Origin of the sequence: Parabacteroides vesiculifaciens (assembly GCF_049860805.1) — a bacterium.
In the GTDB taxonomy this organism is placed as follows: Bacteria; Bacteroidota; Bacteroidia; order Bacteroidales; family Tannerellaceae; genus Parabacteroides.
Genome location: NZ_CP187555.1, coordinates 4,259,032 through 4,275,580 on the forward strand (window position 1 = coordinate 4,259,032; position 16,549 = coordinate 4,275,580).

General features: G+C 47.3%; 9 protein-coding genes. 7 read left to right on the plus strand and 2 right to left on the minus strand.

The genetic code is table 11. From position 1 onward, the window contains the following. Positions 1 to 3: 3 nt before the first annotated feature. The 7 genes from ACPYIV_RS16895 to ACPYIV_RS16925 all read left to right on the plus strand — a co-directional run bounded on the left by ACPYIV_RS16895 (position 4) and on the right by ACPYIV_RS16925 (position 14,727). Positions 4 to 2,094 carry a beta-galactosidase gene (locus ACPYIV_RS16895; protein ID WP_425884152.1) on the plus strand — a complete coding sequence of 697 codons (2,091 nt, stop codon included), beginning with the start codon at positions 4 to 6 and terminating at the stop codon, positions 2,092 to 2,094. Between the two features lie 29 nt (positions 2,095 to 2,123). Further along, a complete protein-coding gene (locus tag ACPYIV_RS16900) occupies positions 2,124 to 4,112 on the plus strand; it encodes a hypothetical protein (protein ID WP_425884154.1) in 1,989 nt (662 codons plus the stop codon). Positions 4,113 to 4,144: 32 nt separating this feature from the next. Beyond that, the gene (locus tag ACPYIV_RS16905) at positions 4,145 to 5,095 is read left to right on the plus strand and encodes a FecR family protein (protein ID WP_293740545.1); all 951 of its coding nucleotides are present in this window, start codon (positions 4,145 to 4,147) and stop codon (positions 5,093 to 5,095) included. A 219-nt stretch (positions 5,096 to 5,314) separates the two neighbouring features. After that, positions 5,315 to 8,593 (plus strand): TonB-dependent receptor, encoded by a 3,279-nt coding sequence (locus ACPYIV_RS16910; RefSeq protein ID WP_425884156.1) that lies wholly within the window; start codon positions 5,315 to 5,317, stop codon positions 8,591 to 8,593. A gap of 23 nt (positions 8,594 to 8,616) precedes the next feature. Next, positions 8,617 to 10,284, plus strand: a complete 1,668-nt coding sequence (locus ACPYIV_RS16915; RefSeq protein WP_299360485.1) for a RagB/SusD family nutrient uptake outer membrane protein — start codon at positions 8,617 to 8,619, stop codon at positions 10,282 to 10,284. Positions 10,285 to 10,379: 95 nt separating this feature from the next. Continuing rightward, positions 10,380 to 11,834, plus strand: a complete 1,455-nt coding sequence (locus tag ACPYIV_RS16920) for a trehalase family glycosidase (protein WP_425884158.1) — start codon at positions 10,380 to 10,382, stop codon at positions 11,832 to 11,834. 13 nt (positions 11,835 to 11,847) lie between these two features. Next, the gene (locus ACPYIV_RS16925; RefSeq protein WP_425884160.1) at positions 11,848 to 14,727 is read left to right on the plus strand and encodes a sugar-binding domain-containing protein; all 2,880 of its coding nucleotides are present in this window, start codon (positions 11,848 to 11,850) and stop codon (positions 14,725 to 14,727) included. A gap of 167 nt (positions 14,728 to 14,894) precedes the next feature. On the opposite strand, the gene ACPYIV_RS16930 is transcribed toward ACPYIV_RS16925, so the two are convergent. Both ACPYIV_RS16930 and ACPYIV_RS16935 read right to left on the minus strand, forming a co-directional pair. After that, complete coding sequence (locus ACPYIV_RS16930) at positions 14,895 to 15,380, minus strand: hypothetical protein (protein ID WP_425884162.1); 486 nt, start codon at positions 15,378 to 15,380, stop codon at positions 14,895 to 14,897. Positions 15,381 to 15,410: 30 nt separating this feature from the next. Next, the gene (locus ACPYIV_RS16935; protein ID WP_293740539.1) at positions 15,411 to 15,890 is read right to left on the minus strand and encodes a hypothetical protein; all 480 of its coding nucleotides are present in this window, start codon (positions 15,888 to 15,890) and stop codon (positions 15,411 to 15,413) included. Between the last annotated feature and the right edge of the window lie 659 nt (positions 15,891 to 16,549).

Genomic DNA, 16,549 nt, shown 5'->3' on the forward strand with positions numbered 1-16,549 from the left:
GATATGGATAGAAATAAATCTAATACGTTGTTTGCACGTCTTATGTTTGCAACCGTTCTATTGCTTGCCTGCTTGCAGGCGAAAGCTCAGTATAAATTTAACGAGATATTGTATGGAGCCGCTTATTACAGCGAATATACGCCGGAGGACCGCTTAGACGAAGATATCCGCCTGATGAAAGAGTGCGGCTTGAATGTCGTCCGTGTCGGCGAGTCGTCGTGGGGATTGTTCGAGCCTCGAGAAGGTGTTTTCGACTTCGGGTGGATGGACCGCATCATCGGCAAGTTTCAGGCTGCCGGTATTAAGGTGATATTGGGCACGCCCACCTATTCCATTCCCGCCTGGATGGCTGAACGTCATCCGGAAGTGCTCGCCGAAACCGTTAACGGTGGCAAACGGTATTACGGCATCCGCCAGAACATGGATATCTACAATCCGACCTACCGTTTCTATTGCGAGCGGATCATCCGTAAGATGATGGAGCGTTATGCAAACAATCCGGCGGTTATCGGCTATCAGGTGGACAACGAATGCGAAGCGCGGGGTATCAATAATCATGACTACTTTGTCGGTTTCCGCAACTACATGAAAGATAAGTTCCACAACAATCTCGACAGCCTGAACCGCCTGTGGGGACTGAACTATTGGGGCATGAATATCCGTACCTGGGAGGAACTTTACACACGCGACGGGGTGACCAGCCCGGCCTATAAGAACGAATGGGAGCGTTGGGGGCGCAAGGTGGTAGCCGATTTCCTGAACTGGCAGGTTGCCATCGTGAACGAATACCGCAGGCAGGACCAGTTTGTGACGCATTGTTTCATGCCGGCTTTCCAGAACATAGACCAGGTGGAGAGTTTTAAGAATATGCAATACCCCGCCGTCAATATCTATCACGGCGTGCAGGACGGGCAGAACGGTAGGAATATTGCCTGGGGAGGCGATTTCATGCGTACGGTCGCCAAAGGAAATTATCTCATCACGGAGACGAATGCACAGGGGACGGGATGGGACAGCCGTTCGCAATATCCTCCCTACGACGGACAGCTCCGCCAGAATGTGTACGGGCATCTCGCTTCCGGTTCCAATATGGTGGAATACTGGCATTGGAGTACTTTGCATTATGGTCAGGAGACATACTGGCGGGGTGTTCTGGGGCATGACCAGCAGCCTAACCGCGTCTACAACGAATTTAAGCAAACGGCCTCCGAACTGAAGCGTATCGGTTCCAAGCTGGTGAATTTGAAAAAAGAAAACAAAGTTGCGATCCTGTATAGTCACGATTCTTACTTTGGCCTGCATTTCATGCCTTACCAGCGCGGCGGCAAGGAAGAATACCCGATCGACCTTATTTATAAAAGCCTCTATGAGCAGAATATTGAAACGGATATTATCCCGTGTGACAAAGAGTGGGATTTCAGTTCCTATAAGATGTTGGTAATTCCCCCTTTGTATATCGCCTCTGACGAATTGCTTCGTAAGATCGACGCTTTTGTGAAGAATGGGGGAGAGGTCGTGATGCTGTATAAAAGCGGATATTGCGACGAGAACTCGACCGTGCGGCCGATGTTGACTCCCGGTCCGCTTTGTGAAGCTGCCGGCCTGCATTACCAGGAATACTCTGTGATCGACCGGTTGCCTCTTCGAGACGATCCTTTCGGGTTGGGGAAAGGGAATGAGATTTCTTCCTGGTTGGAGTTTTTAGTCACCGACAAAGCTACGCCGCTGGCTTATGCCGAGCATCCGTTCTTCGGAAAGTGGCCGTGCATCACCGAGAATAGTTATGGAAAGGGCCATTTGATCTACGTAGGGACCTGTCCGTCCGTGGAGCTGATGAAAAAGTTGGTGGCACGCGCCGCCGGACGGTTGGAGCTTGCAGGAGGCGCATTGAAATACGAGTTTCCCGTGGTTGTCCGCTCCGGTATCAACGATCGTGGGGCAAAGGTGCATTATCTTTTTAACTATAGTGCGGAGGCTCGGGATATCACAAACCGCCTGGGCGAAGCGACCGATCTGCTGACCGGCCGCCCCGTACCTGGGAACGGGACGATCGCTTTGGCTCCCTGGGGCGTTGCGATCCTCGAACAGAAATAATTCTTTAAACCGATATATGAATAAATAACATGAGAAAACAGATTTATTGCTTTTTATCCCTTTTATGGATCAGCTGCCTTTCCGTTTCGGCAGCCGATCGCTGGGTTATTAATCCTGCCGGTGGCATTACTTGGCAGATAGACGAGCGTGTCCCGCATGAGGACCATATCGAAATGAGCGGGTTGAAAGTCTCGACCGTCTTGCGTTACGGAGTGGATGCAAACGGTGCCTTTATGCTGAACAGAAGTATGATATGGCCGATGCTCCGCACGATCCCGAACAATACGCATGCCAGTCTGATGCGCCGTTTTGCATGGGACGTGACCGATATGGTCGAGGTGAACGGGCAGTCTTTGCAGAACGAAAAAGTGAAAGACGTTACGTTGAACGGAACGATGGTCGTACAGAGCGAATATGCGCTTCCCCGCAAAGGGAAACTCTGCCTGACGCGTGTTCTGTTCCCTTCCGTTTCGAATCCGGCTTTTTGTGAAAAGTATGTTTTGCGGAATGCCGGTGAATCCGTGGTGTCGGTGGAAATTCCTTCTTCCCGTTCGGTCGTAGAGACCGATGCGGCAAAAGGGGTGGACGGCAGCTATAAGTTGGTTTCGACCATCAACGGACAGACGGCCCGCCAGTTGCAACCGGGCGAGGAGTTGACGTTCAGCGCAACCTTTGCCGGATATAAAAAGAATGAAAGCGAGCTTTCGTTCGATATCGACCGGGAGTTACAGGCCCGGCAGGATTTGATTGCCGGATTCTGGGATAACCTGATCTTGGACACACCCGATCCTGTCATCAACACCATGTTCGCTTTTGCAAAAATCCGTGGAGCGGAAAGTATTTACGATACGAAAGGCGGGTTGATGCATGGCCCCGGCGGTGAATCCTATTACGCCGCTATCTGGGCGAACGACCAGGCGGAATATATCAATCCTTTCTTCCCTTACTTGGGATATGAAGTCGGAAACCGTTCCGCATTGTGCTCGTATGAACATTTTGCCCGTTTCATGAATCCCGAATATAAGCCGATCCCCAGCTCGATCATAGCGGAGGGTATCGATATCTGGGCGGGGGCCGGTGACCGTGGCGATGCGGCGATGGTTGCTTATGGTGCTTCCCGTTATGCTTTGTCCAAGGGTGATAAGGCGGAAGCCGAAAAGTTGTGGCCATTGATCGAATGGTGCTTGGAGTATTGTCGGCGCAATCTGAACGAGAGTGGTGTTGTGGCCTCCGATGCGGATGAGTTGGAAGGCCGTTTCCCCGCCGGAAAAGCAAACCTTTGTACTTCTTCCTTATATTATGATGCCTTGATCTCAGCCGGTTATTTAGGGAAAGATTTAGGTAAGCCGGTAGCTGCCTATGCTCGCCAGGCTACAGCCCTGAAGAAAAACATCGACCGTTATTTCGGCGGGACCGTCGAAGGATTTGATACCTATAAATATTATGAAGGAAACGATGTCCTGCGTTCCTGGATCTGTATTCCGCTCACGGTCGGGATACAGGACCGGAAAGATGCTACCATCCAGGCGTTGTTCTCTCCGCGCTTGTGGACGGAAAACGGTCTGCTGACACAGGCCGGAAGCGAAACGTTTTGGGACCGTTCCACCTTGTATGCATTGCGTGGCGTGTATGCTTGCGGTGAAACGGAGAAGGCTACCGATTATCTAAAATTCTACTCTTCCCAGCGCCTGTTAGGAGAACATGTTCCCTATGCGATCGAGGCATGGCCGGAAGGCAACCAGCGCCATCTGTCTGCCGAAAGCGGATTGTATTGCCGTATCATCACGGAAGGTATGTTCGGTATTCGTCCGACCGGCTTGAACTCGTTTGTCTTTACTCCCCGCCTGCCGCAGGAGTGGGATCACATAAACCTGCGTAAGATTTGCGCATTCGATACCGTTTTCGATATCGAGGTGAAGCGTCTCGGCGATAAATTACAAGTCGCCGTTATCGCCGGCGGAAAAACAATCAGTAACCGGAAAATAAAAGAAGGCGAAAATATTCGGATAAAATTTTAGGGGGTTGCTTTCGAGAGGTGCTTATATAATATATGGACAGAAAAGTATTACATCGATTTTTTGCTGGAACAGCCTCTTTTGAAGAGGAAGAGGCTGTTTGCGATTGGGTGGATGCTTCTGATAAGAACCGGGAAGAGCTGATAAGGGAGCGGAAATATTTTGATGTGCTGTTGTTGCATAAGGCGAAGAATAGCAGCACGACACGTTCCGGCCGTCGTTTCAGCCTGCCTTTTATTATCGGGGAATCCTTGAAGATTGCTGCTGCAATTTCCGTATTGATAGTGTCTGCCCTGTACATATATAATAACGTGGCAAAACCGGTTCCTGTGTTGGCGATGAATAAGATTGTCGTTCCTCCGGGCCAGCGGGCGAACCTCACCCTGTCCGACGGGACGAATGTCTGGTTGAACGCTTGTAGTGAAATGACTTATCCGGCCTCTTTTAGCGAGGAAACCCGCCGTGTGTCGTTGAAAGGCGAAGCTTATTTCGATGTTTCCAAAGATGCGAAACATCCTTTTGTCGTGCAAACGAAGAAATGCGATATAAAAGTTTTGGGGACGGAATTTAATGTCCGGGTGAATGAGTCGGAGTCGGATTGTGAATTTTCAGCCGCCCTGTTGGAAGGTTCCATCGAACTGACAAATAAGATGAAGCCTGGTCCTTCCATCCGGCTCTCCCCGATGCAGAAAGCGGAATGGACAGGTGGCAGAATGGTGGTCGATTCGATCCGTAACCTCGATAATTACCGCTGGAAAGAGGGGCTGATCTGCTTTGAAGACATCCGCTTTGCCGATTTGATGAAACGCTTTGAGAAGACGTATGATATCCGTATCGTTATCCAAAACAAAAGGCTTCATGACTATAAATGTAGTGGCAAGTGCCGTGTTTCGGATGGTGTGGATTTCATTTTGCAAGTGTTGCAACGCAGTACTCGCTTTACCTTTTCCCGTAGCGACGATAATACGATTATTTATATAAAGTAAATGTGTAACCTTAAATTAAAAACGAGAAATGCCTATGGGATGAAATAGAATACAGAACACAATATAAAAAGGCGATGGATGTGCGAGATCCACCGCCTTATAACTAACACATGTCTAACACAAGTATTAATCTTTAAATATCACAAAGTTATGAATAAAATACCTTTGTCGGGGTTTTGTCTCTTATTAAAATCACGGCATAAACATTTATTTAGGATTATGAGAATAACCTATATGTTATTATTTGCTGCCGTTCTCTGCTTACATGCAGAGAATGCGATATCGCAAAAGATCACCCTGCAGGGTGATAATCTTTCAGTGAAAGATTATTTGAATACTATTGAAAAGCAGACGGATTATCTTTTTATCTATGATGCCGGCGTCAATGTGAATAAAAAGATATCTGTTAATATGGTCGGTAAATCCATCCGAGAAGTACTGGATAATCTTTCTACCCAGTTGGGCTTGAATTATTCCCAGAAAGGTTCCTATATTGTCTTGTCGAGCCATAAAGTAAAAGAAACATCCATTCCGGTTGTAGCCCAACAGAAGAAAACAATTACGGGTGTTGTCACGGATGATCTGGGTGAACCGATTATCGGTGCCAATGTGATTGAAAAAGGGACTACAAACGGTATTATCACCGATATAAATGGCAAGTTCACGCTGGATATCGCTCTGGGAGCTGTCATCCAGTTTTCTTATATCGGTTATAATACACAAGAAGTAAAGGTAGGTAATCAGTCGACACTGGCAATCCAGTTGGTTGAAGACACTCAGGCGTTGAGCGAAGTTGTTGTTGTCGGTTACGGTATTCAGCGTAAAGTGACGACTACAGGTGCCGTTACAAAGCTGGAAGGCGATGAAATCAATAAAATGACGGTGGTAAATGCCACAAAAGCATTACAGGGGTTGAGCCCCGGTATCACGGTAGTCGACCGTGGCGGTGCTCCGGGTAGTGACGATCCTGAAATCTACTTGCGTGGTGTCGGTACGACCGGCAATGCCAAACCGCTGGTATTGGTGGACGGTATCGAAATGTCTTTGAGCCAGATCCCTTCTTCCGAGATCGAGAATATCTCCGTTTTAAAAGATGCCGCATCTGCTTCTATCTACGGTTCACGTGCTGCCCACGGTGTAATTCTGGTGACAACCAAACGGGGTAAGGAAGGTAAAGTGAAATTATCGTACGACGGTACTATCGGTTTCCAGGACCGGGCGGTTAAGGCCGAGCAGGTTTCCGCACGCGAATATATGACGATGGTTAATGAAGCGTTGGTCAACTCCGGTGGTTCGAACAAGTATTCGGAAGATGATATCCTGGCAACTGAAAGAGGCGATGATCCGTATAACCATTCTTATCTGAACTGGGGAGATGAGGTATATAAACCTACTTATATCACACAACATACATTAAACCTGACAGGTGGTAGCGAAGTCGGACGCTATTTGGTTTCGTTTGACTATCTGGACCAACCGGGTCTGGTCAAAAACACGGAATACCAGCGTTATAGCTATCGTGTAAATACGGATTTGAACATTGGCAAGATGCTGAAAGTCAGCAGTGATGTGACATATCGCCACATTGACCGCTTGTGGCCGGAAGCATTAGGCAGTGTGCAGTATGATGTATGGAGCATGCAACCTACGTCTCCGGTCAGATATGAGAACGGTGATTACCGATTGGACAAGCAGAACAGAAATGCCATCTCTCTTATGGATATGGATGTCGTAGGAGAAGACCGCTATAATAAGGATGTGGTTTACGGACAGGTGAAAGCCGATTTCGAACCGATCAAGGATTTGGTATTTACCGGTATGGCCTCTTTGAACGGTTCCTGGGACAGAAGAAAGATCCATTATAAGAACCATAAATACTACAACGAGGTCGGTGAACTGATTACACAACGCAATAATCCGAACAGTGTAAAAGATTCACGTAACGATAGCTACCAGATGACACTTCGTTTCCTGGCTAATTATAAGAAACGTTTCGGAGACGATCATGATCTGGCGCTGCTCTACGGTATGGAACAAATCTCTTACCGCAATTACTATTCGATGGCCCAGCGTAAGGATCTGATTTCGGATGCTCTGCCAGACATCTCTTTAGGTTCGGCCGGTAGCCAGTTTGCAGAAGGCTATCCGACAAAGTGGGGTATCAATTCATTCTTCGGGCGCGTAAACTACGGTTTTAAGGATAAGTATCTGTTTGAAGCGAATATCCGTACCGACGGTTCTTCCCGTTTTGCCAAAGGCCATAAGTGGGGTGTCTTCCCGTCTTTCTCTGCCGCATGGCGTATTTCGGAAGAAGGATTTATGAAGAACCTGGGATTTGTGGATAATCTGAAACTGAGAGCATCCTGGGGACAGACCGGTAATGAACGTATCGATGCCTTCATGTATCTGCCTCAATATAACACCTCGAATGTAGTCATGAACGGAAGCTTGGTTTCTGCGGTTTACCAAAAGAAGATGGCGAATCCGGATGTGACATGGGAAACGGTGGAACAGACCAATATCGGCTTGGATTTTGGTTTCCTGAATAACTCGATTTATGGTGAATTGGACTGGTACTCAAAAGATACGAAAGATATCTTGTTGGCTTTGGGCATTCCTCATTTTATTGGTTTGGATGCTCCCGAACAAAATGCCGGAGTGGTTCGTAACTCAGGTATTGAAGCGATGGTCGGTTTCCGTAAAACATTCGGAGAGTTTACATTCAACACCTCTTTCAACCTGGCATATAACAAGAACGAATGGATCGACCGCGGTGGTGACGACAAGAATATCAGCGGTTATAATATCCAGACGATCGGTTCGCCTTTGAACGCTTTCTACATCTACCAGGCAGACGGTTTGATCGCAAACGAACAGGAATTGGAAGAATACCGTGCCAAATATAAATCGGACCCGCGTGGTATGTCTGATCTTCATGCCGGCGATGTGAAATTGGTCGATACGAATAACGATGGAACAATCGACCCGGACGACCGTCAGATTTTTGCCTCCAATATTCCTAAGTTCACATATGGATGGAATATCAGCGGCGAATATAAAGGTTTTGATCTGAGCTTGTTGTTCCAGGGATCAAGCGGAGCGAACCGAATGATGTACGGGGAATGGATCGAAGGACCGAGCTATGAAGCCTTCACCGGTGTACATTTCCGCGACAGATGGACGGAAGAGAACCAGAATGGAAATGCCGAAATGCCCCGTTTGGAGGCGGCTAACAACCGTAATGCATCTACCTATAACTCGTTCTTCCTGAAAAAGACAAACTATCTTCGTCTGAAGAACGCCCAGTTGGGTTATACCTTCTCGAAGGGTATCACGGACAAGCTGAGAATCACGAAGCTGAGATTGTATGTTTCTGGCTCGAACCTGCTTACATTCAGTAGCTTGTATCAAGGTCTGGACCCGGAAGGAAAGAGCGATAGAATTAATGACTTCCCTCCGTTGAAAATCGTGAACTTCGGTGTAAACATTATCTTTTAATCTAAACTAATAAATAGAGCATTATGAAAATATATAAGAAATCGTTGCTGTATGGGGCATTCGCTCTGACTCTTTGTATGGCAGGCGGTTGTAACAGTAATATTGATCTGGAGCCGGAAGGTATTATTACGGCGGACGGTTATTTCAAATCGGCAGAAGATTATGAGAAGGCGTTGACCGCCTTGTATGAGAGATTGAATGTCGAAAGTTATGATTTATGGATGGATGGCGTGACGGATAATGGTTTGGTTACGCATAGTTGGAATAGGGGATATGACTTGGGACGAGGCATCGGAAGTACGGCCTCTTCTTTCCCGGCCGACAAATGGGATAAAGGATATATTTCCGTCCAGCGTGCGAATAACGTAATCAACAATATCGATAAATACCAGTGGCCGGGCGGGGAAAGTGATGCTAACCGGAACCAGGTTTTGGGTGAAGCTCGTACATTGCGTGCCTATTTTTATCTGGATTTGGTTTCTATCTTCGGACATATCATGTTTTATACCGAGAATCCGGCTACAGTAGCGGAAAGTGAAAACGTCAAGCAAGTACAGGACCCGAAAGAAGTGTTCGATTTTATCCTGGATGACCTGGACAAGGCAATTGCCGGGTTACCGGACAAGCCAAGCAATAAATCGAAGATCGGAAAACCGGCTGCCCGCTTGCTTCGTGCCCGTGCTGCTGCCTATGCGGCCGGTTATCTGAATGATAAATCTTATTTCCAGATTACGTTGGATGAAACGGCCCAACTGGTTGCTTCCGCTCCGCAACTGGCCGATTTTGACAAGTTGTTTGTAACCGGTTGTGAAGATCTCGATGAAGTGATTCTGGTAAGACGCTATTCATTGGATGCGACGAATAGTTGGGGAAACTGGTATAACCAATCTATCGGCGGTTATTGCGTAACGACTCCGGTCAAGGCTTTAGCCGATGCTTTTGAATATGTGGGCGAGAGAAATGAAAACATGCCGTATCTGAATAAAGATCCCCGTTTTTACCAGACTATCTACGCTCCGGGTATGGAAATGCGCGGCAAGTATTTTAATACGATTCCGAACAATGTGATTGAAAAGGATGGCAAAACTTATTTTGATCCCAACAAGGATTACGGGGCTTTGCAAGACATGGAAGTCAGCGTAGGTGATGTTTTGGCAGAAGGTGGCGGTGGAGAATGGAACAAGACGCCTACCGGCCTGTCTTGGAAAAAATATTGCCAGGAAGGAGAAACATGGACAACTTACAACTCGTTTATAATTTTCCGCTATGCGGAAGCCTATCTGTTGAGGGCGGAAGCGTTGGTGGAAACCGGAGGAAGTACGGACGAAGCCAAGTCTCTGATTAAAGTGATTCGTGACCGTGCCGGCAATACGAACGATATCGACAAAATGGTTGCCGAACAGTATAACGGCAGCCTCCGGGATCTGATCCGCAACGAAAGACGTGTGGAACTAGCACAGGAAGGGCTTCGTTTTGCTGATATCCGTCGCTGGAACATTTTGTTGGATGTGATGAACAAGCCGATCGAAGGTATCGAATATCGCGACTTTTCGAGCGGGACACCTAAACATACCGTTTTGATTCCAGCGGAGAGAGATGCCTATACGGCAAGAGATTTCTGGTGGCCGATTCCGCAAGCAGAGATCGACTTGAACCCAGGTCGTATCACCCAGAACGAAGGTTGGAAATAATAACCGGTTCTGAATTATAGGGAGAAAGCGCGTCAGGACTATCCGAGGATATTCTGATGCGCTTTTTTTTGTAATAACATAATGATCGTATAGAAATGAAATTATCATATTTATCTCTTATCCTTGTTTTAAGTTGTGCTTGCGGCCAGCCCGGGCAGGAGAAGTATCCTGATATAGCGGATGCAGCACGTACCTCATTTTGTGTGGCATCCGATGATACGACCCTGGTGAAGATCTTCGATTGGGCCGTAAGTAATTCGAATCGGTATGTCGGGGAGGATTCCGATCCGGTCGGACCTTGGTATGAAGCGGCTTTGCCGAATCGCCAGGCTTTCTGCATGCGGGATGTCTCTCATCAATGTATAGGCGAGGAGCTGAACGGGCATGGCAGGCAAAATGCGAATATGATGGGTAAGTTTGTCGAGAATATTTCCGAGTCGAAGGACTATTGCACCTATTGGGAGATAGACAGGAATAACCTGCCGGCTCCGGCTGATTATGTCTCGGATCAGGATTTCTGGTATAACCTGAATGCGAACTTCGATGTGATGAACGCTTGTTACCGTTTGTACCTCTGGACAGGCAATGAAGTCTACATCAATGATCCCCGTTTTGAAGAGTTCTTCCGTTTATCAGCCAATGAATATATCGACAGATGGCAGTTGCAGGCGGATAAGATCATGGAACGTCCGGGAGTGATGCACGAAGACGATACACGTGTCGATCCGAAGTTCAAATCCTTCCGTGGGCTCCCTTCTTATGAGGAATCGGTTCGGGGATTGACGGTAACCGGCGATTTGATCGCTACGATCTACCGGGGATTGAAATCGTATGCACAGATTCAACGGCTGGGAGGAAATGAAGAGGCCGCCCGCCACTATGAGTCGAAGGCGGAAGAGTATGCACGCCTATATAATGCCGGTTGGTGGAATGAAGAGACTCAAAACTATTATGCCTATAAGTTGGAGAATGAAAACCTGAAAGAAGGCGGATGCAATGTTTTTCCTCTTTGGTTCGGTATCGTAGACAAGCCGGAACGTATCAATCGTTTATTGACGATCCTGGCGGAGAAGGAGACAAACGTGGAAAGCATGTCTTACTATCCGAAGATCTTTTATAAATACGGCAGGCAGGATATGGGCTATCCTTATCTAAAGGAGCTTTATGCGAATGAACGCCGGGATTATCCCGAAGTAGCCAGCGGTGTGATTGAGGGAATTGTGTGTGGACTTGCCGGTGTAGATGCCGATGTCACGGCAAACCGTATTACCACCCTTCCGCGCTTTACGGATGCTACCCGTTGGGTTTCGATAGAAAATATTCCTGTATTCTCAGGAAAAATATCTATCTTGCATCAATCTGCCGGAAGTAGCACCTTCGTGAACAAGTCCGGAAAAGAATTGATTTGGAGAGCTATGTTTCCGGGTAATATCGCCATGATTAGCGGGATGGATGCCAAGCATACGAACGATGAACTGGGTAATCCGTTCAGTTATCTCGATATTGTTTGTAAACCGGGTGAAATGAAAACAGCTGAAGCATATAAATAGAAACTTGAAAAAGATGAAAAATTCGATTAAACTTGTTGCCTTGTTGTTAACCGCCGGATTGTATTCCGCTTGTACCCAACAACTGCCTCCCGATACCCGGAGCCGCATTTCCCTCAAGGGCAATTGGGGATTGCAACTGGATACTGCCGGTACGGGGATTGCTCCTGATTGGCCCGCAAAGTCCTGTACGGATTCTCTTTTCCTGCCCGGCACTACCGACAGGGGGAAAAAGGGAACTTACAATACGGATATGACACTGACGACAGGCCTTTCCAGGGAATATGTGTTTGAAGGAAAAGCGCTGTACACGAAGCAGGTCCGTATACCGGAAGAATGGGACGGAACATCCGTCCGCTTAGTGATGGAACGCACGAAGCCCACGACGATCTGGATCGACGGAAAAGAGGTCGGGGCAAATAACGATATCTCTACGGCCCAACAATATGACCTGTCTTCCTCTCTGTCTCCCGGCCTCCATTCCCTTGCTATTTTGGTCGATAACGGAAAAGATGCCGTGCCGGAAAAGGTCTACGGCTCTTCACATGCCTATTCCGCTTCCACGCAAACGAACTGGAACGGGATCATCGGCGATTTCTATCTGGAAAGCGCACCTCTTTGCGGGATCGATGACATCCAGCTTTATCCGGATGTCGCGAAAAAAGCCGTGACAGCCAGAGTAACCCTTCGTAACCCGGGGGGTGGGGCGGGAAAGGGTATATTGTCCTTTTATGCCGAAGCCTGGAATACGGATAAACAGCATAAAACACCGGTACAGACAATTGAAGTGGACTGGACGAAACCGGAACAGGAGTTCGAACTTGCGCTGGGGGATAAGGCTTTGCTTTGGAGCGAATTTACACCGGCTCTATACCGGCTCTCTGTCTCACTAAAAACAGATCGATTCGTCGATACGGAGCAGGCAACTTTCGGTTTGCGTGATTTCAAGACAAAAGGACGTCAGTTCACCATGAATGGCAAGACTACGTTCCTGCGCGGAAAACATGACGCCTGTGTCTTCCCTCTGATTGCCCATACCGCAATGGATGTGGAGACTTGGCGGCACTATTTCCAGGTAGCGAAACAGTACGGTATCAACCATTATCGTTTCCACTCCTGGTGTCCTCCCGAAGCCTGTTTTGAGGCTGCCGACATCGAAGGCATTTACCTGCAACCGGAACTTCCTGTTTGGGGGAATATCGATATCGACGATACCGAATTATGCGATTATTTGTTGAAAGAAGGGCGGAACCTGCATCAGGCGTATAGCAATCATGCCTCTTTCGTCATGTTCGGATTAGGAAACGAGATGTCCGGCGAAGAAGGACTTGCCATGCTGATCCAGACCTTCAAAAAGGAGGATAACCGCCATATCTATGCTTCCGGTTCGAATAATTATTTAGGCTTTAAAGGAAAGCAGGCGGATGAAGATTATTTCACGACTTGCCGTGTCGGGCGTGAGGACGACAAGCAGTTCAACACCCATGCCCGTGCCTCTTTCTCATTTGCCGACGCTTATGACGGCGGGTATCTGAACCATACGTATCCGAATTCGGAGATGGATTTCTCCTCTGCCAATGCTTTGTGCGATGTTCCGATTATCAGCCACGAGACGGGGCAGTTCCAGATATATCCGAATTATGAAGAGATAAAGAAATATGCGGGCGTACTGAAGCCCCGCAATTTCGAAATCTTCAAGAAACGCTTGGAAGAGGCCGGTATGATCGACCAGGCGCATGACTTTATGATGGCTTCCGGCAAATGGTCGGCCCTGTTGTACCGGGCGGATATCGAGATGAACCTGCGTACACCGGAATGGGGCGGTTTCCAACTGCTCGATTTGCAGGATTATCCAGGACAAGGCTCGGCTTATGTCGGAATCTTGGATGCTTTTATGGAGAGTAAAGGGTTGATCACGCCGGAAGAATGGCGGCGTTTCTGTTCGGAAGTGGTTCCTTTGTTCTGCACGGAGAAGTTTTGTTGGACGAATGATGAGGCGCTCACCGGAGAGGTAGAGATAGCCAATTATTCCGAAAGCGATTTGAATGGCAAACAACTGTCCTGGACATTGACCGACAGCAAACAACAGGTCTTAGATAAGGGTGTTTTACCTTTGCAGGTCAAACAAGGAGAGCTCGCAAAGGCAGGCACTTTGAAACCGGCAATCGCTTCTGTCCGGAAGGCTGAAAAAGTCACGCTCGCCTTGTCGATAGACGGCACTCCTTACCGGAATGATTATTCCCTTTGGATTTATCCGGCTGATAAAGAGGTTAAACCATCTGAAGAGATTTGTGTGACGGATGATCTGGATGCCCATCTGAAATACCTGACAGAGGGCGGCAAAGTCCTTTGGTTCCCTTCGAAAGACAAATACAAGGAGCAGACGGTAGGCGGACTTTTCCAGACGGATTATTGGAATTACCGTATGTTCCGGACTATCTGCGAGAACCTGGACCGCCCGGTTTCTCCCGGTACATTGGGGATCCTGACTGATCCCGGCCACCCCGCATTGGCCGATTTCCCGACCGAATTCCATACCAACTGGCAATGGTTCCCGATCATCAAGCAGAGCTACCCTATGATCTTAGACCGTCTGCCCGACGATTACCGGCCGATCGTGCAGGTAATCGACAATGTCGAACGCAACCATAAGTTGGGCTTGTTGTTCGAATTCAAGGTAGGGAACGGCAAACTCTTGGTTTGCATGTCCGACCTGAAAGCCGTACAGGACAAACCGGAAGCCCGGCAGTTCTACCGTAGCCTTTTGGAATATATGGAATCCCCTGCTTTCGCACCGTCTTACTCTTTATCCGCTAAGGATTTGCAAGACCTGTTTACGGCAAAGGTGAAAGCGGGCGAGATGAAGAAGTTATTCAATATTTCGTCTTATAAGTAGTCGCGTTTTTAAATTGAGAATTAAAAGGAGCTGTGTCGAAACAAAATTTATCCGTGTAAATCGGTGAAATCCGTACCTAAAAGATCGTGATAAAGGTGTTTTGACACACCTCCATGGAAATTGATATTGTCATATTGTAATATTGTCACGTCACGCGCATGATGGCGCTAAAAACTGATTCCGATCGACATCCCCGTTGTGTATGCCATCCCCGATCCGTTTCGCAGAGGGGATGCCAGTGTGCCCGTCCCCAGCTTGAGTGAACGGGCTTTGTTCTTGTTCTTGATCGAAAAGGCGAAGAGGGGGACGCTTGCGGCGGTTACGGCGACGCCTGTAAATCCCAATATTTTAAAGCGATTCCGTGGAACCGGTTGTTCCCAGTTGTCTATGACATTGCCCATAAAACCAACGATCATCATAGCACTCCCAACGCCAAATGTCGTCCATCCCCATGCTTGGCATTTTTTATGAGTCTTCCATTCCGGCGTCAGCTTGTAAGAAAATGGAATCGGGCACACTATATTGCCGGAAGACGTTGTAGCCCTACTTTCAAGGGTGTGAAGCGAAGCTATAGTATATACGGGCTTTTCTTGCCCGTATATACAGATTGAAAATATCAAGAATCCGAGGATTATGTTTATTCTCTGTTTCATATCACATTGTCACGTTACGCATTTATGGCGCTAAAAACTGATTCCGACCGACATCCCCGGCGTGTATGCCATCCCTGCCCTCCCCAAGGGGGCTGCCAGCGTTTTGCATCCCAAACTGATAGAGCGTGCCTTTTTCTTGTTCTTGGCCGAAAGGACAAAAAAGGGAATGCTGGAGCTTGTTATGGCAGCACCGGTGATTCCTAATGGTAGAAAACGGTATTGGATGGCAGGGCCGTCCATGTTGTCAATTGCATATCCTAAAAAACCACTGATTAGCATAAGACTTCCAACACCCAACGTCGTCCATCCATACGCTCGGTATTTTTTGTGAGTCTTCCATTCCGGCGTCAGCTTGTAAGAAAATGGAACCGGGCGATCCATATTGCCGGAAGACGTTATCGCCTCACTCTCAAGGGCGTGAAGCGATATAGTATATACGGGCTTTTCTTGCCCGTATATACAGATTGAAAATAGCAAGAATCCGAGGATTATGTTTATTTTCTGTTTCATGTCACATAACAATGTTAGCCATGATTTAAGTTTTTAGGCAATACAAATATATGTTTTATTTGTGTATGCCGGTTAGTAAAATAGTTATTTATAGAGCCTGTTACTTAGTATGAGGTGGCGGACCAAGTCTGCCATGACAGAATTATCTAATTTATCGCCAATATGAGTATTTCTTGTCAATTGGGATTATTTCAGGCGTTTTTTACTGACACGCATATTCCTGTTTTTATCCCTTTCAGCCTAAAGTCCGCTTGTATTTGCACTCTTCCCGGAAAATCATCTAAATGATTTTTAAAATGATCTCAATGATTTTCCAAAATCATTTGGATATTTTCCGCAAATTATCGAGATGAATTTGAGAAATGATCTCAATGATTTAGTCGGGCGGACTGAAACAAAGGGGAAAAAGACTGTAAAAAGGCTTTCAAAAGGCCTTTAAAAGCTATTTTAACACCTCGCAGCCTTTGCTATGAAGATCTTTTGCGATTGACTTTTTAGCAGGAATCCGCCCTTTTTACCGACACGCCTATTTATTCTTCCGCACCATTCCGGTTTTCCGGCGACAAAAAACAACTTTCCGTCAGCCTTGTTAACAAAATGACAATCGCAAACTTCCTTTCCTTGCCCTATTTATAACCATTTGCCCCAATGGAGGTATA